Origin of the sequence: Methylobacterium sp. BTF04, assembly GCF_010692745.1 — a bacterium.
GTDB lineage: Bacteria > Pseudomonadota > Alphaproteobacteria > Rhizobiales > Beijerinckiaceae > Methylobacterium.
In genome coordinates this window covers 69927-95068 of record NZ_JAAHTB010000019.1, presented here as the reverse complement: position 1 = coordinate 95068, position 25142 = coordinate 69927, and the positions used below count along the sequence as shown (strand labels likewise).

22 protein-coding genes, 1 tRNA gene and 4 pseudogenes are annotated in these 25142 nt (G+C 66.8%); 11 read left to right on the top strand and 16 right to left on the bottom strand.

Annotated features, from left to right (window positions below):
• Positions 1-106 precede the first annotated feature (106 nt).
• Positions 107-850 carry an IS21-like element helper ATPase IstB gene (gene istB / locus G3T14_RS13535; protein WP_012606268.1) on the top strand — a complete coding sequence of 248 codons (744 nt, stop codon included), beginning with the start codon at positions 107-109 and terminating at the stop codon, positions 848-850.
• A gap of 181 nt (positions 851-1031) precedes the next feature.
• On the opposite strand, the gene G3T14_RS13530 is transcribed toward istB, so the two are convergent.
• Together G3T14_RS13530 and G3T14_RS13525 are read right to left on the bottom strand one after the other, a co-directional pair.
• Positions 1032-1226 (bottom strand): DUF2934 domain-containing protein, encoded by a 195-nt coding sequence (locus G3T14_RS13530; RefSeq protein ID WP_163643074.1) that lies wholly within the window; start codon positions 1224-1226, stop codon positions 1032-1034.
• Complete coding sequence (locus G3T14_RS13525) at positions 1147-2703, bottom strand: TAXI family TRAP transporter solute-binding subunit (protein ID WP_348645267.1); 1557 nt, start codon at positions 2701-2703, stop codon at positions 1147-1149. The genes G3T14_RS13530 and G3T14_RS13525 overlap by 80 nt, the downstream gene beginning before the upstream one ends.
• Positions 2704-2826: 123 nt before the next feature.
• Between G3T14_RS13525 and G3T14_RS13520 the strand changes: the two genes are divergently transcribed.
• The 4 genes and pseudogenes from G3T14_RS13520 (at position 2827) to G3T14_RS13505 (ending at position 4518) form a co-directional block, all read left to right on the top strand.
• Positions 2827-3060: a hypothetical protein gene (locus tag G3T14_RS13520; RefSeq protein ID WP_163642992.1), complete on the top strand. Its 234-nt coding sequence runs from the start codon at positions 2827-2829 to the stop codon at positions 3058-3060.
• A 1-nt stretch (position 3061) separates the two neighbouring features.
• On the top strand, positions 3062-3352 hold the full coding sequence (locus G3T14_RS13515; protein WP_163643068.1) for a hypothetical protein: 291 nt from the start codon (positions 3062-3064) through the stop codon (positions 3350-3352).
• The gene (locus G3T14_RS13510; RefSeq protein WP_163643067.1) at positions 3349-4134 is read left to right on the top strand and encodes a fumarylacetoacetate hydrolase family protein; all 786 of its coding nucleotides are present in this window, start codon (positions 3349-3351) and stop codon (positions 4132-4134) included. Before G3T14_RS13515 ends, G3T14_RS13510 begins: the two co-directional genes overlap by 4 nt.
• Positions 4135-4194: 60 nt before the next feature.
• Positions 4195-4518 (top strand): annotated as a pseudogene (locus G3T14_RS13505) (YnfA family protein).
• A gap of 37 nt (positions 4519-4555) precedes the next feature.
• Here G3T14_RS13505 and G3T14_RS13500 read toward each other — a convergent pair.
• The 8 genes from G3T14_RS13500 to G3T14_RS13465 form a co-directional block, all read right to left on the bottom strand.
• Positions 4556-5014: a PTS sugar transporter subunit IIA gene (locus tag G3T14_RS13500; RefSeq protein WP_163643066.1), complete on the bottom strand. Its 459-nt coding sequence runs from the start codon at positions 5012-5014 to the stop codon at positions 4556-4558.
• A 104-nt stretch (positions 5015-5118) separates the two neighbouring features.
• Positions 5119-5814 (bottom strand): response regulator transcription factor, encoded by a 696-nt coding sequence (locus tag G3T14_RS13495; protein WP_163643065.1) that lies wholly within the window; start codon positions 5812-5814, stop codon positions 5119-5121.
• Entirely contained in the window at positions 5811-8537 is a 2727-nt protein-coding gene (locus G3T14_RS13490; protein WP_246733326.1) for a sensor histidine kinase KdpD, read from the bottom strand. Before G3T14_RS13490 ends, G3T14_RS13495 begins: the two co-directional genes overlap by 4 nt.
• A gap of 18 nt (positions 8538-8555) precedes the next feature.
• Positions 8556-9161 carry a K(+)-transporting ATPase subunit C gene (locus G3T14_RS13485; RefSeq protein WP_163643063.1) on the bottom strand — a complete coding sequence of 202 codons (606 nt, stop codon included), beginning with the start codon at positions 9159-9161 and terminating at the stop codon, positions 8556-8558.
• Between the two features lie 31 nt (positions 9162-9192).
• Complete coding sequence (gene kdpB / locus G3T14_RS13480) at positions 9193-11286, bottom strand: potassium-transporting ATPase subunit KdpB (RefSeq protein ID WP_163643062.1); 2094 nt, start codon at positions 11284-11286, stop codon at positions 9193-9195.
• 65 nt (positions 11287-11351) lie between these two features.
• On the bottom strand, positions 11352-11555 hold the full coding sequence (locus G3T14_RS13475; protein WP_163643061.1) for a hypothetical protein: 204 nt from the start codon (positions 11553-11555) through the stop codon (positions 11352-11354).
• Between the two features lie 13 nt (positions 11556-11568).
• Entirely contained in the window at positions 11569-13284 is a 1716-nt protein-coding gene (gene kdpA / locus G3T14_RS13470; RefSeq protein ID WP_163643060.1) for a potassium-transporting ATPase subunit KdpA, read from the bottom strand.
• 13 nt (positions 13285-13297) lie between these two features.
• Positions 13298-13387, bottom strand: a complete 90-nt coding sequence (locus tag G3T14_RS13465; protein WP_036267122.1) for a K(+)-transporting ATPase subunit F — start codon at positions 13385-13387, stop codon at positions 13298-13300.
• A 680-nt stretch (positions 13388-14067) separates the two neighbouring features.
• Here G3T14_RS13465 and G3T14_RS25040 point away from each other — a divergent pair.
• Positions 14068-14565, top strand: a complete 498-nt coding sequence (locus G3T14_RS25040) for a hypothetical protein (RefSeq protein ID WP_246733325.1) — start codon at positions 14068-14070, stop codon at positions 14563-14565.
• 568 nt (positions 14566-15133) lie between these two features.
• On the opposite strand, the pseudogene G3T14_RS13455 reads toward G3T14_RS25040, so the two are convergent.
• Positions 15134-16143, bottom strand: a pseudogene (locus tag G3T14_RS13455) (IS630 family transposase).
• A gap of 71 nt (positions 16144-16214) precedes the next feature.
• Between G3T14_RS13455 and G3T14_RS25035 the strand changes: the two are divergent.
• The 3 genes and pseudogenes from G3T14_RS25035 to G3T14_RS25030 all read left to right on the top strand — a co-directional run.
• A pseudogene (locus G3T14_RS25035) lies at positions 16215-16389 on the top strand (transposase); the annotation flags it as partial.
• Between the two features lie 382 nt (positions 16390-16771).
• The gene (locus tag G3T14_RS13450; RefSeq protein WP_163643058.1) at positions 16772-17815 is read left to right on the top strand and encodes an SPFH domain-containing protein; all 1044 of its coding nucleotides are present in this window, start codon (positions 16772-16774) and stop codon (positions 17813-17815) included.
• 21 nt (positions 17816-17836) lie between these two features.
• A pseudogene (locus tag G3T14_RS25030) lies at positions 17837-18117 on the top strand (Y-family DNA polymerase); the annotation flags it as partial.
• 133 nt (positions 18118-18250) lie between these two features.
• Here G3T14_RS25030 and G3T14_RS13445 read toward each other — a convergent pair.
• A tRNA-Glu gene (locus G3T14_RS13445) sits at positions 18251-18325 on the bottom strand.
• Positions 18326-18532: 207 nt separating this feature from the next.
• Between G3T14_RS13445 and G3T14_RS13440 the strand changes: the two genes are divergently transcribed.
• Positions 18533-19537, top strand: coding sequence for an RluA family pseudouridine synthase (locus G3T14_RS13440; protein WP_163643057.1), 1005 nt, complete (start codon positions 18533-18535; stop codon positions 19535-19537).
• A gap of 243 nt (positions 19538-19780) precedes the next feature.
• Positions 19781-20671 carry an RNA polymerase sigma factor RpoH gene (gene rpoH / locus G3T14_RS13435; protein WP_163643056.1) on the top strand — a complete coding sequence of 297 codons (891 nt, stop codon included), beginning with the start codon at positions 19781-19783 and terminating at the stop codon, positions 20669-20671.
• Between the two features lie 48 nt (positions 20672-20719).
• On the opposite strand, the gene G3T14_RS13430 is transcribed toward rpoH, so the two are convergent.
• The 4 genes from G3T14_RS13430 to G3T14_RS13415 form a co-directional block, all read right to left on the bottom strand.
• The gene (locus tag G3T14_RS13430; RefSeq protein WP_163643055.1) at positions 20720-22177 is read right to left on the bottom strand and encodes a histidine kinase; all 1458 of its coding nucleotides are present in this window, start codon (positions 22175-22177) and stop codon (positions 20720-20722) included.
• Between the two features lie 165 nt (positions 22178-22342).
• Entirely contained in the window at positions 22343-23635 is a 1293-nt protein-coding gene (locus tag G3T14_RS13425; protein WP_163643054.1) for an adenylosuccinate synthase, read from the bottom strand.
• Between the two features lie 157 nt (positions 23636-23792).
• A complete protein-coding gene (locus G3T14_RS13420; protein WP_163643053.1) occupies positions 23793-24125 on the bottom strand; it encodes a hypothetical protein in 333 nt (110 codons plus the stop codon).
• A gap of 123 nt (positions 24126-24248) precedes the next feature.
• The gene (locus G3T14_RS13415; protein WP_163643052.1) at positions 24249-25109 is read right to left on the bottom strand and encodes a D-amino-acid transaminase; all 861 of its coding nucleotides are present in this window, start codon (positions 25107-25109) and stop codon (positions 24249-24251) included.
• Positions 25110-25142: the final 33 nt, after the last annotated feature.

The window sequence follows — 25142 nt, the reverse complement described above, 5'->3', positions numbered from 1 at the left end:
ACCAGCTCGATCAGCTCCTCGCGGCTCAGCCGCTCAAGATCGCTTCGGCCCATCCGGTGAGGGAATCAGTGAAATCCACCCCGCGCAAGGGGGTGGGTAATTACCGATGCTCACTCATCCCACCCTCGATCTCCTGCGCGAACTCGGCCTGACCGGCATGGCCTCTGGCTACAGAGCGCTCGACGCCAATCCGGAAGCCGGCGCGCTCTCGCACGCCGAGTGGCTCGGGCTCCTGCTCGAACACGAGGCCACCGCCCGCCGGCAGAAGCGCTTCGAGACCCGCGCACGGGCCGCCCGCCTGCGCCACCCTGCCAGCATCGAGGATGTCGACTACCGCAGCCATCGCGGCCTCGACCGCGCGCTGTTCCTCAAGCTCGCCACCGGCGACTGGATCCGGACCCGGCGCAACCTCGTCATCACCGGCCCCTGCGGCGTTGGAAAGAGTTGGCTGGCCTGCGCGCTGGGACACAAGGCTTGCCGGGACGACCTCTCGGTTCTGTACTATCGGGTCCCGCGCCTGTTTGCGGCCTTGAGCCTCGCCCGCGGCGATGGCCGATACGGCAGGCTGCTGCGCCAGATCGCCCGTGTGAACCTGCTGATCCTCGACGACTGGGGCCCCGAACCGCTCCTACCCGAGCAGGCGCGGGATCTCCTGGAGATCATCGAGGATCGCTACGACACCGGCGCGACCCTGATCACCAGCCAGGTACCGGTCGACCGCTGGTACGAGATCATCGGCATTCCGACGCTTGCCGATGCCGTCCTCGACCGGCTGCTTCACAACGCGCACCGGATCGAACTCGCCGGCGAGAGCTTGCGCAAACGCAAGGCGGCCGAGCAAGCCGCTTGACCGCCTGAACCAACCTCGTGATCTTCACCCCAGACCCGCGGGAATGCCTCCATCACCGGCCGGCTTCAAATCGGAACGGTGGCCGTCTTCGCCTCGGAATGACGGCCGGCTTCAAATCGGAATCCCCGGCCGGCTTCGTCGGAATACGCAGCCTTGTCGGCGCTTGCCATCGTGCCGACGCTCATGATACGCCGCCACCGTCGTGAGCGTCGGTCTCGTGCGCCTGCCCTTCCCCACCAGTGGCGTCCGTCCTTAGCTCCCGCTCGGCCAGTAGCCAGAACTGGATGTCGAGGCCCTCAGGCCTGTGATTGCGGTCCCAGAGCTCGAAGGCCCGCTCGCGGATGCGCTCGAAGGGAATGTCGTTCGTCGACGTCATCATGCCTGGGCTTCCTCGCATCAGTCAGCCGTTGCGGTGGTGTCCGCGGGGCGACCGAGGCGCCTCGCGATAGTGGACCGCGCCGCATCCACGCCGAGCGTCGCCGCCGCCAGGGTGCGGGGCTCGTTCGTCTCATCGCATGGCGGGCGATGCTGGCCGCCAGGTCGTCGGTCTCACCCGCCATCGCCTCCAGCTCGGCCCGGTCGGTGGCACTTCGGGCATTCGAGCGGATCTCTAGCAGGCGCAGGGTCGCCACCTCGATCCGCTCGCGCCGGATGCGCCCCACGCGTTGGCGCAGCCATGCGGCCACGGACCCGAGGCTGCCGCCGAAGATCGCCACGAGGTAGATCCAGCTCTCGTAGCGCTCGATGAAGCTTTCTTGCTCGCGCTCGTAGTAGTCGATGGCTCCCGGATGGATGGGCAACCGTGCGCTGGTCGCGCCGACGGTGGTGTCGTAGGCGGGGTGCGAGATGTCCTCCGCCGCGGGCGTGGCCTCCGACAGGAGCGCGCGCATCTCGGACAGGTGCTGGGTCACCTCAGCGGCGACGCTCCGGGAAAGGGTCGAACGAGCCATGAGGCGGTAGGACGACCCGACCGTCTGGACGTCCTCGGCCAGAAGACGCGGTTGCCCGTCGTAGAGACCGGCCGGGATGGTGACGGTCTGGAGACGGGGAAGCCGCGCCAGGGTGGACGCCGCGTCGGGCGCGCCGAACAAGGTCGCCTCGTCGTTCGCGTCCGCCCCCCGGACGATCCCGACGATGCGTTGCGCGGCCGCCGACGTCGGCGTGGTCAGCAGGACCACGGCGGCGATGCGCCCCTCGGAGAGGAAACGTCGGAGATCGCCTTCCTCCACCGGGACCAGGGCCACCGTCCGCCCGGGCACGTCGCCTTCCGGAACATCGTCCCTCAGCTCCAGACCGTGCCGCTCCACGAGGCTTCGCACGAGGGCATGATCCGCCTTCCGGGGTGCCAGAATACCAAGCCGCCTGCCGGCGAGGGCGGGGAACCCGTCGATGCCGCCCTGGCGAGGTGCGACCACGAAGGTCGCCTGCTCGCGCAGGACCGCCAGGGTAAGCCCGTTGCGCGGCATCGACACGTCGGGCCGCACCACCGCGAGATCGACCTTGCCGTCACGGAGGGCCTCGGCGCTCTCACGGACTCCGTCGAAGGGCACGATCCGCAAGCGGATGGATGCCTTTCCCTTGGCTAAGGCCTCCGCGTAGGCCCGCATCAACGCCGGCTCCGAGCCTCCATTCGGAGCCACGGCGACGACGAGCGTGGTCGGTTGCGTGAGGTAGGCGTAGGCAAGGCTCGCAACAGCCAGCGCGAAAAGCGGCGCACAGAACCAGATCACCCGCCGGATCGGCGACCCCACCTCGCGCAAGCGAACATCCTCCAGCGGCGCCGCGTCGCCACCGGACAAAGGTAGGCCACGGCAGGCCGCGTTTCGAGTGAGCTTCGCCGCGTGTCCGTGCATTCGCAAGGAATCCTGATGGGACACTTATGCGGAAGCCCCACTCTCCCGCTCGAACCCTTATGCGCCCAGACTCAGATTAGGGATGCGGTCCCGACGATGGATCGCGTGAACCCAAGCCGATCCATGCCCGTCCTCCTCCCGGTTTCCGCCGTTGTAACCGAGGCCACCCGTCCTCCCTCCACCAGCTTCATCGTCGGCCAGGATCCTCAGGGTCACTGGGTCGCCGTCGAGACCCACGGCCTGGGCGGCGGCCTCTTCCGCTCGCGGCACGATGCGCTCCACTACGCTGTCGACCTCACCGGTCATCGTCCGGACGCCGTCGTCATTGCGACGGACCGCATCGAACTCAGGATCTGAGATGGGTGACGCGGCCCGACGCCTGCGGGCACGCCATGCCCGCCGCCTCATCGCACGGTTCGCCGTGACGGGGTGCGCCCTCACCGTGGGTGCCGGCGCCGGCTGGGTGCTGGGCCTCTCCGCCTCCGCCACCTTGGCGACGGTCTGCATCGGATTGCCGGTGATGGCGCTGATCCACCATTTCGCCACGCAGGAGCACGGGCACCGTCGGAGGGATGGCCAAATGCGACGGCATCCGATCCGGCGGCGGCACCACCCGGGCGTGACGCTCGCCCGGAGCCGGGAGCCATGACGTTGACACCGGACGAGATCGAGCGGATCGCGGAGGCCCTCGCGTCGGCCCATCGCTCCGGCAAGGAGTGCCTCGACGCGGGCCTCCATCGCCTGACGGGGATGGCCGAGGCCGAGGACGTGCAGGAGGCGACGCTGCGTATCCTGGCAGGCACCCAGGTCGGCTACGCCCTGAGCGCCACCAGTCCGATGACCACCCGGCTACTCGGCTGCACCGAACCGGTGATCGCCCCGCTGCTCCGCGGAGCCCTCCTGGAGGACGGCTCGACCTTCCTTCTCCCGCATGGGGTCATCGGGCTCGGCGCGGGGTACAGCTTCGTCCTCGGGCGTCCCTTGGAGGATGCAGCGGAGGGGAGGAACGGCGAGCATCAGGCCGCTGACGCCTGCCTGGCCTGCCATCTCGAACTACAGATCCTCGGCCGGCGGGTTCCCAACCGCACCCCCTTGAACGCGTTCACGGCGACCGCCGATCTCGGGCTCGACGTGATCCACGTCCTCGGCCCCCGGGTGCAGGACTGGCGCTCGGTCGACCTTGCCTCGACAGCCATCAGCGTCAGCCTGAACGGGAACGTCGTCGCACGGGGCCGAGGGGCGGACACGTTCGGCGCTCCCGTCGGCGCCGTCGCCTGGACGGCACGGTGGCTCGCCGGACGCGGGCGACGCATAGAGGCCGGCGAGGTGGTCGCGGCGGGCAGTTGCACGGGTCTGGTGCGCGTCATTCCAGGTCAGCGGGTATTGGCTGAGTTCGAGGAGCTCGGCATGGTGTCACTCGACCTTATTTGACGGGCTCGGCGCCACCCTTCCAGGCTTGACCGCGACCGCGCAGTGGCGAATGGCGAGGACATGACATTCCTTGCCTATGCTGGCGCCGCGGTTGCCGAAATCGCCGGGTGCTTCGCCTTCTGGGCGTGGCTTCGTCTCGACCGGTCGCCATGGTGGCTGGCGCCCGGCATGGCGTCGCTCGCCCTGTTCGCCTACCTGCTAACCCTCGTCGACAGCGAGAACGCCGTACGCGCATACGCGGCTTATGGTGGCGTCTACATCGTCTCGTCGATCCTGTAGCTATGGCTGGCCGAGGGACACCGCCCCGACCGATGGGATGTCGGCGGGGCTGCGATCTGTCTCGTCGGCGCCGCTGTCATTCTTCTGGGACCACGCGGGACCTGACGAGCGCGCCTGCAGGTCGAACATGGTTGCATGGACCTCACCGCACCGTCTGGACGCCCCTCATGATCGCGAACAGCGCGGCAGCGTCGCGCGCGCCCCGCATCGCCGCCGCGGCCTCGGGATCGCGCATCCGGCGGGCGACGCAGGCCAGGGCGTTCAGTTGCGAGCCCTGCGCGTCGGTCGGGAGCAGCAGGAGGAAGACGAGATCGACCAGCCGCTCGTCGATGGCATCGAAGTCCACCGGATCGCGAAGACGGACTAGGCATCCGAACGGACGCCGGACGCTCTCAAGCCGCGCATGCGGTAGGGCTATGCCATCCCCGACCCCGGTCGAGCCGAGGCCCTCGCGCTTCCCGAGTGCTGACCGTACCGCTTCCACATCGAGGTCGAGCGCCTGCGCGGCCCTGCGGGAAAGGTCGTCCAGGAGCGCTGCCTTGCCGGCCACCCGAACCCCAACGGCGACTTGGTCTGGCGATAGGAATTCGTCGATGGTCATTCGGGATGGCTCGGTCGCGCGACTGCGGGATGGATCAAGGTGTTCGCTCCGTCGAGCGTGGGGATGCCGGGTAACCCAGTCTGATCACATGCGTGAGGTGTAACTCAGGCTCGGACTTCATCGTCCGGGGCGCGCAGGCGGTACCCGACGCCGGTCTCGGTAAGCAGGATGCGCGGACGCTCGGGATCGGCCTCCAGCTTGAGGCGAAGCTGGCGCATGTAGACGCGCAGGTATTGCGGGTCGGAGGAGGTGGAGACCTCGCTCATCAGCTGGGAATGGGTCAGGGCCTTACCGGCGTGCTGGATCAGGACGCGCAGGAAGTCGTATTCGCGCGGGGTGAGCTTCACCTCCGCGCCGCGAACCCGGACGAGGCGGCGCACCAGGTCGACGCTGAGGCCGTCGACCTCGAACAGGGCCCGTTCGCCCTGGACCGCCAACTGATGGCGCAGGGCCGCGCGGATGCGGGCCAGCAACTCGCCCATGCCGAAGGGCTTCGTGACGTAGTCGTCGGCCCCGAGGTCGAGCGCCTCGACCTTGCCCGCTTCGTCGTCCCGGCTGGAGAGAACCACCATCGGTAGATCGCGATGGTCCTTGCGGATGAGGCGGAGCAGGTCGTGCCCGCGCATGTCGGGTAGGCCGAGGTCGAGGATGATCAGGTCGACCGTCTCGCGGGATAGGACATCGAGGGCGGTACGGGCGTTCGGCGCCTCGAAGATTTCGTAGCCCTGTGTCGCAAGGCCCATGCTCAAGAGCTTCCGGATCGGCGGCTCGTCGTCGATGACCAGGATGTTCATGCTCATGCCGCCAGATCCGAATGAACGTGTCCCGCCGGGGGGACGGGCAGGAGTATGGTGAAGACGGCCCCGAGGCGGTCGCGGCGGTTGCCCGCCGTCAGCGTTCCCCCCATGGCCTCGACGAAGCCGCGCGCGATGGCGAGACCGAGCCCCGTCCCGGCCCGGACGCTGTCGGACTTGCGGACACGGTAGAACTTGTCGAACACCCGCTCGACGTCGGCCTCGGGCAGGCCATCGCCCTCGTCGAGAACGGTGAGGCGGACCTGCCCACGCTCGGCCACGCCCCTGACGGTGATGGTGGAGGCGTCGGGGGCGTACTTGGCGGCGTTGTCGAGCAGGTTGACCAGCACCTGTTCGAACAGGACCGGGTCGAGGCGCAAGGCCGGCAAGGTGGCCGGAAGATCGAGCACGACCCGATGACCGGCGAGGATCGGACCCAGGCGGCGCAGGGCCGTATCGACCGTCTCGCCAACGTCCTGCGGCGTGAGGCTCGCCGCGACCGCCCCTGCCTCCAGTCGGGTCATGTCGAGGAGGTTGACGATGAAGCGGTTCAACCGCTCAGATTCCTCGATGATGGTCGCAAGCAACTCCCCTTTGGCTTCGCGGGGCAAGGCCTCTTCGAGGTCGCGCAAGGTGGTGGCCGCCCCGAGGACCGATGCGAGCGGGGTCCGCAGATCGTGTGAGATCGACGTCAAAAGGGCTTGGCGCAGACGATCGGTCTCGGCGGCGCGTTCGGCCCGGTCGAGGTCTTCCACCAGCCGCACGCGTTCGATGGCCAATGCGGCCATGTCGGCCAGCGCGTCGAACAGGCGTCGGTTCTCGGGAGAGAGGATCGGGCCGGTGCCGTCGGTATCGAGGCCGATCACCCCGACGATGCCGCGTCCCGTCCGCATGGGCAGGAACAGGCGCTTGGCACCCGGCAGGGTATCGGCGCCGCGGCCGGCCGGGCGCTCGTTGTCGAAGGCCCACTTGGCGGCACCGAGGTCTGCCGCGTCGAGCATGTCCTCAGGGGGAAAGCCCGCCCGGACCGAGACCGTCCCTTGATCGGGCAGCAGGACGACCACCCGAACCCTCAGCATCGCGGCGATCTGGGCCGATGTCGCCCAAAGCACGTCGTCGAGGGTGGCGCATCCGGCGAGCTTGCGGCTGAAGCCGTAGAGCCGTTCCGTGGCGCGCGCCCTGCCATGCGAGACCACCGCCTCGCGCCGGGAGCGGGACGCCAGGTTCGAGACGGCCACCGCCACCACCGTGAACAGCAGGAAGGCGGCGACGTTGGTCGGGTCCGCGATGGTCAGAGTGTAGACCGGGGGCAGGAAGAAGAAGTTGTAGGCCAGCGACGCCGCGACCACGGCCAGCAGCGACGGACCCAGCCCGAAGCGCACGGCAACGGCGACGATGGCGGTCAGCAGGATCAGGTCGGCATTCTCGACGCCGAGATAGGGTTCGACCAGCAGCGCGAGACCGAGCGCCGCCCCCGTGCTCAGGAGCCCGATGGCATAGGGCAAGATCTCGACGGGAGGTTTCTCGACCGCCGTCGCGACGGTTTTCGCCGGGACGGGATCGGCCTTCGTGGCCTCGCCGGTGATGACGTGGATGCTGATGTTGCCCGAGCGCCGGACGATGTCGTGAACGACCGAGCCATTGAGAATCTCGAAAAGCGGCGAGCGGTCGGCCTTGCCGAGGATGATGTGGTTGATGTTGGCCGAGCGGGCGAAGGCGAGGATGTCGTCGGCGATGCGTCGCCCGCCCGGGATGGTGACGGCATCGCCGCCGAGGCGGTCGGCAAGGCGTAGCGTGTCGGCGATGCGGTCGTGCGCCGCCTCGTCGAGTGAGAGGCTGTGGGGTCCATCTACGGTGAGGGCGGTCCAGGGCGCGTGCAGCCGGTCGGCGAGGCGCTTGGCATGACGCACGAGGCCGGCGGAACGCGGGTCCTCGCTGACGCAGACGAGAACGCGTTCGCCGGCGCCCCACGGGCCCGCGATGGCGTTGGCCCGCATGTGGCTGAGGAGCTCGTCGTCGACGCGGTCGGCGGTGCGGCGCAGCGCCAGCTCGCGGAGCGCCGTCAGGTTTCCACGCGAAAAGTAGTGCTTGAGGGCGCGCTCGGCGTTGCCCTTCACGTAGACCTTGCCGTCGCGCAGGCGCTGGATCAGGTCGTCCGGGTTGAGGTCGACCACCTCGATGTCGTCCGCCCGGTCGAGGATGCCGTCGGGTACGGTCTCGCGCACCCGGATACGGGTGATCTGGGCGACGACGTCGTTGAGGCTCTCGACGTGTTGGATGTTGAGGGTGGTGTAGACGTCGATGCCGGCGTCGAGCAGCTCCTCGACGTCCTGGTAGCGCTTCGGATGCCGCGAGCCCGGAGCGTTGGTGTGGGCGAGCTCGTCGACGAGCGCCAGCGCCGGCTGGCGTGCGAGCAGGGCGTCGAGGTCCATCTCCGCCAGGACCGTCCCGTGATACGGCACCGGGCGACGCGCGACGGTCTCGAAGCCCTCCACCAAGGCTTCGGTCTCCGCACGCCCGTGTGTCTCGACCACGCCGACGACGACATCCGTGCCGGCCTTGAGACGGGCCCGCCCGATGGTCAGCATCTCGTAGGTCTTGCCGACCCCGGGAGCGGCGCCGAGAAACACCTTCAGGCGGCCGCGGTGGCCCTCTTCCCGGCGCGCGGCCGCCAGCAGCGCGTCGGGGGAAGGCCGGTCGGGATCGCGGTGCGGGATCGGCGTCGGCAAGGGGCTCATCCGGCGAGACTACTTCGAACCCAGGCCGTCCAGGGCGAGGTTCAAGGCGAGCACGTTGACCCGGGGCTCGCCGAGAAGGCCGAGGAAGCGACCCTGCGTCTGGGCCTCGACGAGCCCGCGGACCCGATCCTCGGGCAGGCTGCGCGCCTTTGCGACCCGCGGCACCTGGAACAGGGCCGCGTCGGGCGAGACGTCCGGATCGAGGCCCGAGCCGCTCGTCGTGACGAGGTCGACCGGGACCGGCTTGCCGGGGTTCTCGGCCTGCCGGGTGGCGAGATCCGCCTTCACCCGCTCGGCGAGCGCGGCGCTGGTCGGGCCGAGGTTGGAGCCCGACGAGTTCGCCGCGTTGTAGGGCGACGGCACGGTCTTGGTCGCGTCCGCCGGGTCGGCGGCGCTGGTCGCGGACGGGCGGCCCTGGAAGTAGCGCTCGCTGGTGAAGGACTGCCCGATCAGGGTGGAGCCGACGACCTTTCCGTCGCGCTCGATCAGGCTGCCGGCGGCCTTGGCCGGGAAGATCGCCCCGGCGATGCCGGTCATCGCGAGGGGATAGGCGAGCCCGGTGATGGCCGTCAGGGCGATCAGCAGCACGAGGGCGGGGCGAATCTGGTTCAACATGGCGTGCTCCTAGGTGGCGGTTCGGGGCGGCTCAGACGAGGTGCAGGGCGGTGATGGCGAGGTCGATGGCCTTGATCCCGACGAAGGGCACCAGGATGCCGCCGAGCCCGTAGACCAGGAGGTTCCGGCGCAGCAGCGCTCCGGCCCCGACCGCGCGGTAGGACACGCCCTTGAGCGCCAGGGGGATCAGCACGACGATGATGAGCGCGTTGAAGATGATCGCCGAGAGGATCGCGCTCTGCGGCGAGGCCAGCCCCATCACGTTGAGGGCCTGGAGCTGCGGGTAGAGCACCAGGAACATCGCCGGGATGATGGCGAAATATTTGGCGACGTCGTTGGCGATGGAGAAGGTGGTCAGCGCGCCGCGTGTCATCAGCAGCTGCTTGCCGATGCCGACGATCTCGATGAGCTTGGTCGGGTCGCTGTCGAGGTCGACCATGTTGCCGGCCTCGCGGGCCGCCACGGTGCCGGTGTTCATCGCGACGCCGACGTCGGCCTGGGCCAAAGCCGGGGCGTCGTTGGTGCCGTCGCCGCACATGGCGACGAGCTTGCCCTGCGCCTGCTCCTTGCGGATCAGCGCCAGCTTGTCCTCCGGGGTCGCCTGGGCGAGGAAGTCGTCGACGCCGGCCTCGGCGGCGATGGCGGCGGCGGTCATCGGGTTGTCGCCGGTGATCATCACCGTGCGGATGCCCATCTGGCGCAGTTCCGCGAAGCGCTCGCGGATGCCGCCCTTCACGATATCCTTGAGGTAGACGACACCCAGAAGCTGGCCGTCCCGCGTCACGGCGAGCGGCGTGCCGCCGGCCTTGGCCACGTCCTCGGCGATGGCCTGGATCTCGCGCACGGTCTCGTCGACGACGCCCGGGCTGTAGGCCAGGGCCGCGCTCGATCCACGGGTGGTTAAAGGCTGCTGGCTCACCGAGGCGATGATCGACTCGACGGCGCCCTTGCGGATCGAGGAACCATCGAGATCGACGCCGCTCATCCGGGTCTGGGCGGTGAACGGCACGAAGGTGGCGTTCAAGCTCGCCATGTCGCGGGCCCGGATCCCGTACTTCTCCTTGGCCAGCACCACGATGGAGCGGCCCTCCGGGGTCTCGTCGGCCAGCGAGGCCAGCTGCGCCGCATCGGCGAGGTCCTGCTCGGTGACGCCGCGCACCGGCCGGAACTCGGTGGCCTGGCGGTTGCCCAGGGTGATGGTGCCGGTCTTGTCGAGGAGCAGGGTGTCGACGTCGCCGGCGGCCTCCACGGCGCGGCCCGACATGGCGAGGACGTTGAAGCGCACCAGACGGTCCATGCCGGCGATGCCGATGGCGGACAGGAGCGCGCCGATGGTGGTGGGGATCAGGGTGACGAACAGGGCCACCAGCACGATCAGCGGGATCGATCCGCCGGCATAGGAGGCGAAGCTCGGGATCGAGGCGACCGCGAAGACGAAGATAATGGTCAGGCCCGCGAGCAGGATGTTGAGCGCGATCTCGTTGGGGGTCTTCTGGCGTGACGCGCCCTCGACGAGCGCGATCATGCGGTCGACGAAGGTCGAGCCAGCGGCCGCCGTGATGCGCACCCGGATCTCGTCGGAGAGCACCTGCGTACCGCCGGTCACCGCCGAGCGGTCGCCGCCGGACTCGCGGATGACGGGGGCGGACTCGCCGGTGATCGCCGCCTCGTTGACCGAGGCGACGCCGAGGATGACCTCGCCGTCCGACGGGATGATGTCGCCGGCCTCGACCAGGACCACGTCGCCGACCTTCAGGTCGTTGCCGGGAACGGTCTCAAAGTCCCGGCCCGCGCCTGTGAGGCGCTTGGCCATGGTCTCGGTGCGGGTGCGCCGCAGGCTGTCGGCCTGGGCCTTGCCGCGGCCTTCGGCGATGGCCTCGGCGAAGTTGGCAAACAACACGGTGAACCACAGCCACAGGATGATCTGGCCGGAGAAGGCGAGGTTCGCGCCTCCTGTCGCGACGTCACGGATGAACAGGACGGTGGTGAGCGCGGCGACGACCTCGACCACGAACATGACCGGGTTCTTGATCATCTTGCGCGGGTCGAGCTTGGTCAGGGCGCCGACGAGCGCCGGCCCGACGAGGGCGGCGCTGAACAGGCTGGTCGAGTTTGGGCGGGCCATTGCGGTTGTCCGGAATGAGAGACGTCTTTGGGGTGCCGGCGCGGTCCCGCGCCGAGGAGCGGGGCTCAGGGCGCCAGGGCGCGGCCGAGGAGGGCGGTCCCGGCCATCAGGCCGAGGGCGCCGAGCATGGTCAGGCCGAGCAAGGCGAGGATGACGTCTGAGAGTCGGACGTCCTTCCGGTCGCTCTCGATCCGGCTCCAAGGCTGCGACCGCGGCCGGTGTCGGGCCAGGGCGCGCCGCATCGCGGCGCGATTACGGATAGGAAGCATGGCGAGTTGCATCTCAGCCCCCCGCCGCGAAGGTTTGACCGAGACCGCCGGCGAGGTGCTCGACGATGGGTCCGAGCGCCAGGGCCGGGAAGAAGGTCAGGCCGCCGACGATGAGGATCACGCCCACCAACAGCCCGACGAACAGGCCACCATGGGTTGGGAACGTCCCGGCCGAGGCCGGTACGGTCTTCTTGGCCGCGAGCGACCCGGCGATGGCCAGCGCCGGGATGATCACGAAGAACCGTCCGAACAGCATGCCGATGGCCAGCGTCGTGTTGTAGAACACGGTGTTGCCGGTCAGGCCGCCGAAGGCCGAACCATTGTTCGCGGCCGCCGAGGTGAAGGCGTAGAGGATCTCCGAGAACCCGTGCGGACCCGCATTGGCCGGGCCGGCGAGGCCCGCCGCGACCACGGTGGCCAGCGCCGTGAAGCCCAGCATCATCAGCGGCAGGCACAGGATGGCGAGCATCGCCATCTTGACCTCCTTGGCCTCGATCTTCTTGCCGAGGTATTCCGGCGTGCGTCCGACCATGAGGCCGGCCACGAAGATCGTGACGATGACGAAGACCAGGATCCCGTAGAGGCCGGCGCCGACGCCGCCGACGATGATTTCGCCGAGCTCCATGTTGATAAGCGGGATCATGCCGCCGAGCGCCGTGAACGAGTCGTGCATGGCGTTGACGGCGCCGCAGGACGCCGCGGTAGTCACGGCCGCAAACAGGGCCGAGGCGACGATGCCGAAGCGGACTTCCTTGCCCTCCATGTTGCCGCCGGTGAGACCGAGGCCGTTGAGGACGGGGCTGCCGGCGCTCTCTGCCCAGTAGACCACCGCGGTTCCGGCGAGGAACAGCACGCCCATCGCGGCGAGGATGGCCCAGCCCTGCCGCTCGTCGCCGACCATGCGGCCGAAGACGTTGGTGAGCGCGGCGCCGATCGCGAAGATCGAGACGATCTGGATGAAGTTCGACAGCGCCGTCGGGTTCTCGAACGGGTGCGAGGCGTTGACGTTGAAGAAGCCGCCACCGTTGGTGCCGAGCATCTTGATAGCGACCTGGCTCGCCACCGGGCCGACCGCGATGGTCTGCTTGGCACCTTCCAGCGTAGTCGCCTCCACTGCCCCGCCCAATGTCTGCGGGATGCCCTGGGAGACCAGGAACAGCGTGTAGACGATGCAGATTGGCAGCAGCACGTAGAGGGTGCAGCGTGTCAGATCGACCCAGAACGACCCTACGGTCTTCGCGGAGGCGCGGGAGAAGCCCCGCACCAGGGCGACGGCGAGCGCGATGCCGGTGGCCGCCGAGAGGAAGTTCTGGTGGGTCAGCCCGAGCATCTGCGTGAGGTACGACAGCGTCGTCTCGCCGCCGTAGTTCTGCCAGTTGGTGTTGGTGACGAAGCTCGCCGACGTGTTGAAGGCGAGGTCCGGACCGACCGCGGACTGCCCGTCCGGGTTGAACGGCAGCACCGACTGGAAGCGCAGCAGCGCGTACAGCACGAGGAAGCCGAGGACGTGGAAGGCCAGCATCGCCAGGGCGTAGGCCAGCCAATGCTGCTCCTGCGCCGAGTTGATCCCGGCGACGCGGTAGAGCCCGCGCTCGACGGGGGCGAGCACGGGCGAGAGGAAGGTGCGTTCACCCGTGAACACGCGGGTCATGTAGCCGCCCAGAGGACGGACGAGCGCGAGGACGACCACGCAGAACAGCGCGATCTGGATCCAGCCGTTGATGGTCATGAGAGATATTCCTTCAGAACCGCTCGGGGCGGACGAGGGCGTAGGTGAGGTATCCGAGCAGCCCGAGGGTCACGAGGGCGCCGAGGGTGAGGTCGAGGGTCATGGCGGCCTCCTCAGAGGCGTTCGCAGAGGGCGGCGTAGCCGGCGGCCAGGCCAAAAAAGGTGAGCCCCGCGGCGATGAATGCGATGTCGAGCATGGAGGCGTCCGTTCCCGTTCGGCGCGCCGGTGACGTGACCGGTCGCGCCCGTCCCACAGTATCGCCGGGAACCGCATTAGGGTTCGAGACGGAAGCAAAGGCGATTTTATAAAGATTGCATTAGGATTTCGGGTCGCGTGGCCCGGCCTTCTGGAATTGCCAAACCGTTGACTAATGCGGGTGCAGCATAACCGACCGGCTCAGCCCGATGCTGGCATTGTCATGCGGAGGGCCCGGCAGAACTCGGCACACCCTATCGGAAAGCCTGCCTGCGACGCTCGGGAAAAAGTAGCCATCCAAACGGTTCGGTCGGCCTGAACGATGCCATCACCACCGAGATGAAATCCGTGGAAAGGTATGCCGCAAGGCCGGCATCGGGAGCGAAAACTTTGCAGGCGTTGGCGCTTCGATTTCGGATCGACTAGGTTCCGAATGGTCGGTCGGGCTACGGGTCCGGGCAAGAGCCGATATGTTTGGGAATATGATCGTTTAGATTTAGTCATTCAAAATAAGGAGAGTCCTACCTATAGATATCAAACCGCATCGCTTTGATTCATAATGATGATTCGCTCGTTAGGAGGGGATCATGGCGATGCTATCGTGCAAGGCCTGCAGCGGGACGGAAGCGACCAAGAGCGGTTTCGTGCGCGGTCTTCAGCGCTATCGCTGTCGAGCCTGCGGCTGCAACTTCACGAATACACCCCCCAGAGGTAAGCCGGCGGCAATGAAGGCAATGGCCGTGCTGCTCTACGCGATGGGCAACATGAGCTTCGGGATGATCGGACGCATCCTGGGCGTGAGCGACGTATCCATCCTGCGCTGGGTCCGTGCCGAGGCCGAGGCTCTGCCAGAGCCGGCTGTTCCAGCCGACGTCAAAATCCTGGTCATCGACGAGATGTGGCATTTCGTGAAAAAAAGTCAGGCCAGCTTTGGCTCTGGCGCGCCTATGATCCTGTCGGCGGGCGAACTGTGGCCTGGGTTTTGGGCCGCCGTGATGATGCAACCTGCCGCAAGCTTCTCGCCAAGACGGGAACGACGGGAATTACCTTCGTCACCGACGATTGGGACGGATATCATCGGCTGATTCCGCAGGAGCAACTGTTCACCGGCAGGGACCTCACCGTTCCTATCGAGCGTGACAACAGTAATATCCGACATTTCCTGGCCCGCTTCCGGCGCAGGACCAAGGTCGTCTCAAAATGTCCGAGGATGGTCGACCTCAGCTTGAGGCTCTATCACCACTACCATGACCAAGGCGGATGCAGCACATTGGCGAAAATCACTCAAGCTATCTTTGCGTAGAGCTCACAAAATAAGATGCATAAGCCACCATTGGGGCGACACGCCAACATCTTGCAAATGATATAAGGGTTCCAGAGAGGATAATGCCCTTCCGCATAAAAATTCAATGCAGGTAGGAGATTATAGGATTCCCCCGTCTTTAAGTATTTTCTGATCGTGTCCAGGAAAATGTATATCTGAGCGGTGGCCATCGGCGATTGCCGGATAGGGTTGGGTCGCGACAGCCAACTCTGAACCGAAGAGACCCCGAGGATAGATGATATGACGACTGCTCGCGGCCTGATGGCGATGGTCGCCTTTGCGGCCAAGCGTTTGATGGAACTGGAAGTGCGCGGCCTGACCGGGGCAACCTAGTGGATTGAATCCAACGTTTGATGCCCTCGCGCTGCGGCTGCGATGATGATGTTTGGGTCGGCTTTCCAGCGGAAGGGGGTCGGGTCGAGGTTATGTTCGGCGAGGTAGCGGTTGATGGCGGCCTGGAGATCGACGACGCCGAGGAAAGTGCCACGCCGCAGCCGTCGCTTGGTGAGGGCAGCGAAGAAGCCCTCGACGGCGTTCAGCCATGACGCACTTGTCGGGGTGAAGTGGAAGGTGACGCGTGGGTGGCGACCCAGCCAGGCGATGACCTTCGGGTGCTTGTGGGCCGCGTAGTTATCGAGGATTACGTGCATGGCCTTGCTGGCCGGGACGGTTTTCTCGACGGCGTTGAGGAATCGAATGAATTCCTGATGGCGATGGCGTTGCATGCAACGGCCGACGACCTTGCCATCCAGCACGTCGAGGGCGGCGAACAAGGTCGTCGTGCCGTGGCGCTTGTAGTCGTGCGTCATGGTACCGGCCCGGCCCTTCTTCAGCGGCAGTCCCGGTTGCGTTCGGTCGAGAGCCTGGATCTGGCTTTTCTCGTCGATCGACAGCACGACGGCATGGGCAGGCGGATCGACGTAAAGCCCAACGATGTCGCGGACCTTGGCGGCGAAGGCCGGGTCGTTGGAGAGTTTGAAGGTCCGGATGCGGTGCGGCTGCAGCCCATGCGCGTGCCAGACGTGCTGGACATAGGAGAGGCTCACGCCTGCCGCCTTCGCCATGGCCCGCCCGGTCCACTGGGTCGTCTCACCCGGTGGCTCGGCCAACGTCAGGGCGACGATCCGCTCGCTTACTTCAGGTCCGAACGGCGCGATGCGCGAGGGACGGGTTTTGTCGCGCAAGAGCCCGTCCACGCCTTCCTGGGCGAAGCGCTCCTGCCAGCGCCAGACGGCGGTCTTGCTCTTGCCGGTTTCTGAGGGCTGTTGCGATCCGCCATGATGGCTTCAAGCCAGGCACGGTCCGCCGCGTTCACGTCGACGATGATCCCAGGGCGCATGCCCCGGACTCGCACACCATCACCGCGACGGGAATCCCATGAGGGACTCATCCGTCGCCTTCAATCCACTAGGTTCAAAAAGCGCCGAACGCTTGGTCGAGCGCAACTGCCATAGCGACCGTGATTGGCACCAGGGCCGGGACGGTGGAGATGCGCATCCCGAAGTGGCAGTAAGGAAGCTGTTTTTCCGGCCTCCCGCAGCCCCGTCGAATGGCCGAAAAGACGCTGATAGCCTTGATCCAGGAGGACAACGGTGGAGAGGCGCGGGGCCCTGCACGCCATCGTCGACCACGAACAAAGATTGCGGTTCGGATCGGCATCGAACACCTGCCTGCGCCGGGTGGCACGGAGCCGACGCCATCCAGGTCGCGCTGGATCCACAGGGCGATGCTTTACGGGAGCGATGCCGCAGGCTGAGACGATCCTCGGCCCGTTTGATATCGGCCCCCTCTTATAAATAACCCATAAGTAAAATGCTTGGTTTTATAAATTATCCAGTAAAATGGATGTTTAGCCGCACGTCCGCATCCATCCGTTGATAGAGCGACCACTTTCTTTCGCGTATTTCGGCGCGCAGATAAGCCGTTGAAGGCTTTCACGCTGTGGCGGCCGCGCCAGGAAAATCGACATGGCAGCCGAACACGGTCCTTGGGGTGGAACAACGCCCACGCAATTTCGTCCACCTCAGCTTCCGCCCGCCATGGTGCGCTTCCTCAGCATCGGCGTGGGGGTGGTCGCTGTGGTGGGGGCCATCCTGTCCAGTAGTTTTTACGTTGTGCAGCCGACCGAGATGGCTGGCGTGAGACGGCTTGGAACGGTCATCACGGACCAGCCGGTGGGGCCCGGCCTCCATCTGAAGATGCCCTTCGTCGACGTGGTGGACCACATCCAGACCAGCCTCGACACTTTCAAGCTGAACGGCCTTACCGTCTACACGGTGGACAATCAGGCGGTGACCGTGAACCTCGGGATCTCCTATCGCATCCCGGCTAGCGCGGTCCTGAAACTGCTGTACGGCGTCGGCCGGACGGGTAACGTCGATATTTCCGAGAACATCCGTCCCGTGCTGGCGGATCGGGTGCTGCGGGTCTTCTCGACCCAGAACACCGTTGGGATATCCGCCAACCGCGAGCAGATCATCGCTCAGATCACCAAGAACGTTTCGGAAGCCCTCAATGGTATCTTCGGACTTGAGATCACCGATCTGCAACTGAGCGGCATCACCTACAGCACGAGCTTCCAGGCTTCGGTCGAGGCCGCCGTTCAGGCCAAGAACGACGCCATCCGCGCGGAGAACACCGTGGCCAAGGTCCGCTACGAGGGCGAGCAATCCAAGGTGCAGGCGGCCGCCCAGGCCGCCGTCCGGATCGCGCAGGCCAACGGAGAGGCGGAAGCTGCGGTGGCCCAGGCCCGAGCCCAGCGTGAGGCCGCAATCCTACGCGCCGAGGGCGCCGCGCAGGCGACGACCCTTACCGGTGAGGCCGAGGCACGGATCATCCAGCAGGTCGGGTCCGCCGTCGCCTCCAATCCGGGGGTGGTGGCCTACGAAACGGCCCACCGGTGGAACGGGACCATGCCCGCCACCATGCTGGGCGGTGGATCGAATCCGCTAACGATGCTCAATCTGCCCGCAGCGCCCGATGGTCGGACGACCTCGCAGCATCTGCCGTAGCCGCCGGTCGGGACCATACAGGTCACGTGCAGCTTCTCCGACCGGGTCGAGGACCTCGTCACGATGGAGCAGGCGGTGGCCACCTATGCCGCGAGGCTTGGCGAGAAACCAAAGGCCGGTGGGTTGGGGACTTCCCACTCACGGTTTTATTCCACACCTCGAAGCATGACCGCGGCCGGCTGCAGCGGTCTGGTTCGACGGTGACCGCCGTGCACGAGGCCAGCAACGATACCCGTACCCTGGTTAAGGCCGCCCTCCACGGGGTGCGGAATACCTGGCGCGACGGGTACCGCTATTCCAAGGGCCACAGCCTGCCAGAAACTGGACGGGAAGCTTTCGGCCAGTTGCAGACATCCGAGATAAGGCCGAGTGCGGCGGTCGACAAATTTTATCTAATAATTTCAATAACATAGGTGTTCGCGGTTTTATTCTGACTGGCGCGCCCACGGGGAATCGAACCCCGGTCTGATCCGTGAGAGGGACCTGTCCTAACCGCTAGACGATGGGCGCGGCTATCGTTCCGGTTGAAACCACTAGGCCCAGATCCTCTGTCGTCGAGACGAAGATGTGGAAGCCGTGTGGTCAGTCACTCGATCGCCGTTGCGATCGGTGCTTCCCGGCCGATGGGCGATCGTATAGCGAGGGTCGCGCGAGCCGACAAGAGCCAAATTGGCGGATCGCACCGCATCGGACAATTTTGGAACGAAGGACCGTTCATTGCAGGGACCGGAGGACCGTCGCACGACGCTCGGCGACGACGTAGAGGTGGAGCGCCTGGACAGGGCGCTGGCGCGGGCCTTCCCCGATGTCTCGCGCTCACGGCTGCAGGACCTGATCCGGTCCGGCCACGTGCTGCGGGATGGGGTGGTGTGCCGGGACCTGTCGATCAAGGTCGGTCCGGGCTCCATGCTCGGCGTCACGATCCCGGAGGCCATAGCGGCGGCGCCGGTGGCGGAATCGTTCGCGTTGACCGTCGTCTACGAGGATGACGACCTCATCGTCATCGACAAGCCGGCCGGCCTCGTGGTGCATCCGGCGCCGGGCCATGCATCCGGCACGCTGGTGAACGGGCTCATCGCGCATTGCGGAACCTCGCTGTCCGGGATCGGAGGCGTGCGGCGGCCGGGCATCGTCCACCGCCTCGACAAGGATACGAGCGGGTTGCTGGTGGTCGCCAAGAACGACCTCGCTCACCAGGGCCTCACCGCACAATTCGCCGACCATGGCCTCACCGGCCCCCTGGAGCGCGCCTACCGCGCCCTGGTCTGGGGCGCCCTGGAGCCGCGCGTCGGGACCATCGACGCCAATCTGGCGCGCAGCCAGCGCAACCGCGAAAAGATCGCCGTGGTGCGGGCGGATGACGGGCGCCACGCCATCACCCATTACCGGGTCGAGGAGGTGCCGGATCCGCGCGGGAACGTCGCCCTGGTCCGCTGCGAGTTGGAAACCGGACGGACCCACCAGATCCGCGTGCATCTGAGCCACCGCGGCCACCCACTCCTCGGCGACACGGTCTATGGCGGGGCGTTCAAGACCAAGGCGAGCCTTCTTGGAGAAGGCGCCCGCGCCGCGCTGATCGCCCTCGGGCGTCAGGCATTGCACGCCAGCGTGCTCGGCTTCGCGCATCCGCGCAGCGGCGAACCGCTGCATTTCGAGAGCCCGTTGCCACCGGCGATGGAACGACTCCTGACGGCCCTCAGAGCGGACACGCCGGCGAAGTAACCGAACCGCCACTGTCAAGCCGCCATGCGAATCGCGTGCGGAACGGCACTCGGGCTTCCAGCTTTTCGTGTCACCCATGAGCCAACGAAGCGCCGGCGCGTTGATGCCGACGTTCGTATGACGGACCGCCTTTCAGGACGTCCGGTTTCCCATTAGAGATGGGGAATCGGGCAGCCGGCTCAAGGGAGCGGTGGCCCGGACCTTGGTCCGCCCATTCGGGGGACCGTTCGAGGAGGTAAGTCCATGGCCGGCGCACTGCCAGTGCTCGCCACCGAAGGTGGCCTTTCGCGCTATCTCGACGAGATTCGCAAGTTCCCGATGCTCGAGCCGAACGAGGAGTTCACGCTCGCCAAGGACTGGCGTGAGAAGGGCGACCGCGGCGCGGCGCACCGCCTCGTCACATCCCATCTGCGCCTCGTGGCCAAGATCGCCATGGGCTATCGCGGCTACGGCCTGCCGATCGGCGAAGTGGTGTCAGAGGGCAATGTCGGTCTGATGCAGGCGGTCAAGCGCTTCGAGCCCGACAAGGGCTTCAGGCTGGCGACCTATGCCATGTGGTGGATCAAGGCGGCGATCCAAGAATACATCCTGCGCTCGTGGTCCCTCGTGAAGATGGGCACCACCGCCAACCAGAAGAAGCTGTTCTTCAACCTGCGCAAGGCCAAGGGTCGGATCTCGGCCCTAGAAGAGGGCGATCTCAAGCCCGACCAGGTAGCGCAGATCGCGGTCAAGCTCGGCGTGCCCGAGCAGGAGGTGGTCGACATGAACCGCCGCCTGTCCGGCGACACATCGCTCAACGCGCCTCTGCGCGAGGAGGGCGAGGGCGAGTGGCAGGATTGGCTCGTCGACAACAGCCCGAGCCAGGAGACGGTGCTCGCCCGCGAGGAAGAGGGCCAGAACAGGCTCTCGGCCCTGCGCGACGCGCTCTCGGTGCTCAATGCCCGCGAGCGGCGCATCTTCGAGGCGCGCCGCCTGTCGGACGATCCGATCACCTTGGAAGACCTGTCGGGGGAATTCGGCGTGTCGCGTGAACGCGTTCGGCAGATCGAAGTTCGCGCCTTCGAGAAGATTCAGGAGGCGGTCAAGCGCAACCTCGCCACCCGCGAAGCGCCGCGCGCCGAGTTGCACGCCTGACGCTTTTTGTGGCGAAGACCGCCGCGCCGGTGGGGCGCGGTGGTCAGTTCAGTGCCACTGGTCGAAGGCTTTCTGCAGCACCTGAGTGCCGGCGGCGCCCTTTTCCAGAGCCACGATGGCGCGGGGACCGGACGTGAACTTCACGGCGAGATCGAACCAGTTCTTGTGCAGCATGAGTTCGGTGTTGCGGTCGATGTCGCTGCGCAGCGACGACAAGCCGATCAGGAACAGGTTTTCACGCACCCGTACCGGCAGGCCCGATACCGGGGAGCCGCGAGTGCTCTCTTCGTCCTTGGCCTGAAGCAAACCGATATCCTGAACCGCCCGCTTCTCGCCGGCCGGTCCGGTGGTGGTGAACGACAGTTCGATCGTGTGTGAGGCGGGCAGGGTCGCGTCGAGGTTGCGCCGCATCGTCATGACGAGGCTGAGGCCCGCGCCCGGGAAATCGACGGTGGCCTTCACGGCGGTTTCGAGGGGCTGACCCTGTTCGCCGCTGACATTCTCAAGCCGCCAGACCACGCGACCCTGAGTGGTCACGGGCTGGGCGTTCGCCCCGGTGGGGCCTTCCTCGTAGAGCACTGCACGCTGCGACACAGAGACGTCGGGCTGAGGAGCCGTCTGCAACGGCGCGGCAGCGTTCGGGGCCGGCGTTGGTTTCTCGCTCGGTGCCGGATCGCCACCGACGCGGTCCGCATATTTCGATTCGGCACCGTCCGTGGCACCGTCCTGGATCTCGGCGGTGCTGGGCTGCAGGTCTGCGGGCTTGTCGCGCAGCAGGAAGGCCGCCACCGCGATCAGCCCGATGACGGCGAGCAGGATGCTGCCCACTAAGACATTGCGCACCAGACGCGACCGTCCCTGGCGTGGCGCCACCACGTCGATGCGGGGACGTTGTCGACTGCCACCGGCATCGACGATGCTGGGATCCGAGAGTTGGCCCGCATCGGCAGCGGTGGGCTCCGGCGTGGTGTCCACCGCCGCCGGGAACGGCTTCGGGCTTTCCTCTGCATCCGCTCCGCCGAGCGGCGTGCGGCCCTTGCGTGGCTGGATACGGATGGCGGGCTCAGCCGATTCGAGCTCTTTTTCCGCGATGACGGGATAGGCCGCTTGGGTCACGTCGGCGACGGGTTCGCGAACCGGCTCAGCCCGTAAAATCGGAGGCGGCGCCGGGGGCATCACGGCTTCCGGCAGGTCGATCGGAGCGGACGCCATCGGCGGCTCGACCGGAGCAGGCTCAGGCTCAGGCTCTGGTTCTGGAAGTGGCGCGGGGGCAGGAGGCTGTACGGCCGGCGGAGCGCCACCATGGTCGCGCTCGAGACGCTCGATGGCGTTCTCGAGGGCCCGGCTCTCAAGCTCGATATCGGCTTCGGCCAGCGGTGGCTCGAGGGAGCGGAGTTGCCCGATCAAGGCCCCCCGCGCGCGCTTGTAGACCGCCTCGCGGAGGGCGGGCGAGCGATCCGGCATCGCATCGAGGGCCCGCGCCAGGAGTGGATAGTAGTCGGCCATCGTGACTTGGGTCCGCCCTGACTTGGGTCCGCCTGAATCGCCGCGAGTGTCTGGCCCGTCCCGCCAGCCGCTCGAGAGCCGTACCCGTCGATACGGTCACGGCTCTCCGTTTCAGAGTGGTCGCATTGCCGCTACGTTAGCCAAGTCCGAGACCCTCGAAAATGGCTAGTCCTCGAAGGGGTTGTGCATGAGGATGGTGTCGTTGCGCTCCGGCGAGGTCGACAGCAGCGCCACCGGGGCACCGATCAATTCCTCGACCCGGCGGACATACTTGATCGCCTGCGCCGGAAGGTCCGCCCAGGAGCGCGCCCCGGCGGTGGTGCCCGACCAGCCCTCGATGGTCTCGTAGATCGGCTCGACTTTGGCCTGCGCGGCCTGATTGGCGGGCAGGTGGTCGATGATCTGGCCGTCGAGACGGTAGCCGGTACACACCTTGATCGTCTCGAAACCATCGAGGATGTCGAGCTTGGTCAGGGCGATGCCGTCGATGCCCGACGTCCGCACGGTCTGGCGCACCAGCACCGCGTCGAACCAGCCGCACCGGCGCTTGCGCCCGGTATTCACGCCGAACTCGCGGCCCTTGGCGCCGATGGTCTCGCCGATCTCGTCGAACAGTTCGGTGGGGAACGGGCCTTCGCCGACCCGGGTGGTGTAGGCCTTGGCGATACCGAGCACATAGCCGATGGCGGAGGGCCCCATGCCCGACCCGGTGGCGGCCTGCGCGGCCACGATGTTGGACGAGGTGACGAACGGATAGGTGCCGTGGTCGACGTCGAGAAGCGCGCCTTGTGCGCCCTCGAACAGGATGCGCTTCCCGGCACGGCGTTCCTCGTCGAGGAGCTTCCAGACGGTATCGGCGTAGGGCAGGATGGTGGGGGCGATCGCCTTCAGCTCGGCGAGCAGGGCGGTCCCATCGACCTCGGCGATTCCAAGACCGCGACGCAGGGCGTTGTGATGGGTCAGCACCCGCTCGATCTTCGATTCGAGGGTGCTCTCATCGGCCAGATCCACCACCCGGATGGCACGCCGGCCGACCTTGTCCTCGTAGGCCGGGCCGATGCCGCGCTTGGTGGTGCCGATCTTGAGGCCGGCGTTGGACGTCTCGCGAAAATGGTCGAGTTCACGGTGGAGCGGCAGGATCAGGGTAGCGTTGTCGGCGATGCGCAGGGTGCGGGGCGAAATCTCGACGCCCTGCGCCTGTAGCCGGGCGATCTCGTCCACGAGATGCCACGGATCGACGACGACGCCGTTACCGATCACCGAAAGCTTGCCGCCGCGCACGACGCCGGACGGCAGAAGCGCGAGCTTGTAGGTGACCCCGTCGACAACCAGCGTATGGCCGGCATTGTGGCCACCCTGGAAGCGCACGACGACATCGGCCTGCTCGGAGAGCCAGTCGACGATCTTGCCTTTGCCTTCGTCACCCCACTGGGCGCCTACGACGACGACGTTTGCCATTCACTCAAGACCTGTGTCGTAACCCGCGCGAAAACGGCCCGGCCTTCCGGACGGACCGTTTCGTGATCATCGGGTCTTTCCGCGATCCGTGCGCAGAAATCAAGCAAGCGGCCGGCAAAGGACCCTCCCGGCGCCCTGGAGCGCCGACGATGTCGGATTACTTCGCCTCCGTACCGGGCTGCCGACCCGGCAGATCGCCCGGCTTGATCACCGGCATCGAACCAGGGTTCGGATCGGGCGGCGTCACCACCATCCCGGGGGCGGCATTGCCCGGCGGCGCGATCACGCCGTCGCTCTTCTGGAGGCGGTCGCTCAACGTGCCGCCATCGGCCGAGCCCTCCGAGGGACGCACCTTGTCGGGGATCGTCTCATTGGGCGGCGGCAGGTTCGGGGACGTGTCGCGCCCCTTCAGCGGCACGTCGGGCGATTGGGCGAAAGCGGCGCCCGCCATCAGGGTCAGGGCGACGGCGCCGGACAACAGGTTACGCATCGTTGGACCTTCTTCCACGCAGAGTTCGGTTGAAAACCGACCCGGCGCCGAAGCGTTCCTGCGAGGCCTGCTTGCGAGGCGTTGCCGTACTGCAATCCTGACGTGAGACCGTGGTCCACGCGCTCAGGCGCTTTCGCGGGCCATTCCGAGGTAGAGTTCGCGCAGGCGGCGCGTCAGCGGACCGGGCTTGCCGTCTCCGACCACATGGCCGTCGATGGACACCACCGGCATCACGAACGCCGACGCGCTCGTGTAGAAGGCCTCGGCCGCCGCGCAGGCTTCCGCGACGCTGAACAGGCGCTCCTCCAAACTGAGGCCTGCCTCTTCGGCCAGACGCAGGACCGAGAGCCGGGTGATGCCGGGCAAGAGCGCGGTGGAGAGTGGCCGGGTCACGATGGCGCCGGCCTTGGTGACGATGAAGGCGGTGGAGGAGGCCCCCTCCGTCACCGCATCGTCCTCAACCATCCAGGCTTCCGCGACACCGGCCTCCGCGGCCTGCTGCTTGGCCAGAACCTGGGCCAGCAAGGCGATCGACTTGATGTCGCGCCGCTTCCAGCGGATGTCCGGCACGGTGATGATCTTGGCGCCGGTCTCGGCCATCGGGTTGGCCGACACGTTTTTGGCCTGCGTGAACATCATCACGGTCGGCGGCGTGTCGGCGCTCGGGAAAGCGAAGTCGCGCTCGGCGACGCCGCGTGTCACCTGCATGTAGACGAGCCCCTCCGCCACCGCGTTGCGGGCGACGAGTTCGGTCTCGAGCGCGATCCACTCGGCGAGGGAATAGGGATTGCGGATGCCGATCTCACCAAGCGACCGGTCGAGGCGGGCCAAATGCGCCGCGTTGTCGACCAGGCGCCCGTCGAGGATCGCCGACACCTCATAGATGCCGTCCGCGAACAGGAAGCCCCGGTCCATGATCGGAACGCGCGCCTCGGCGAAGGGCAGGAATTCGCCGTTGAGATAGACGATACGGGGGTTCGACACGGGGATGACCTCTTCTCGCCGGGGGGACGCGTG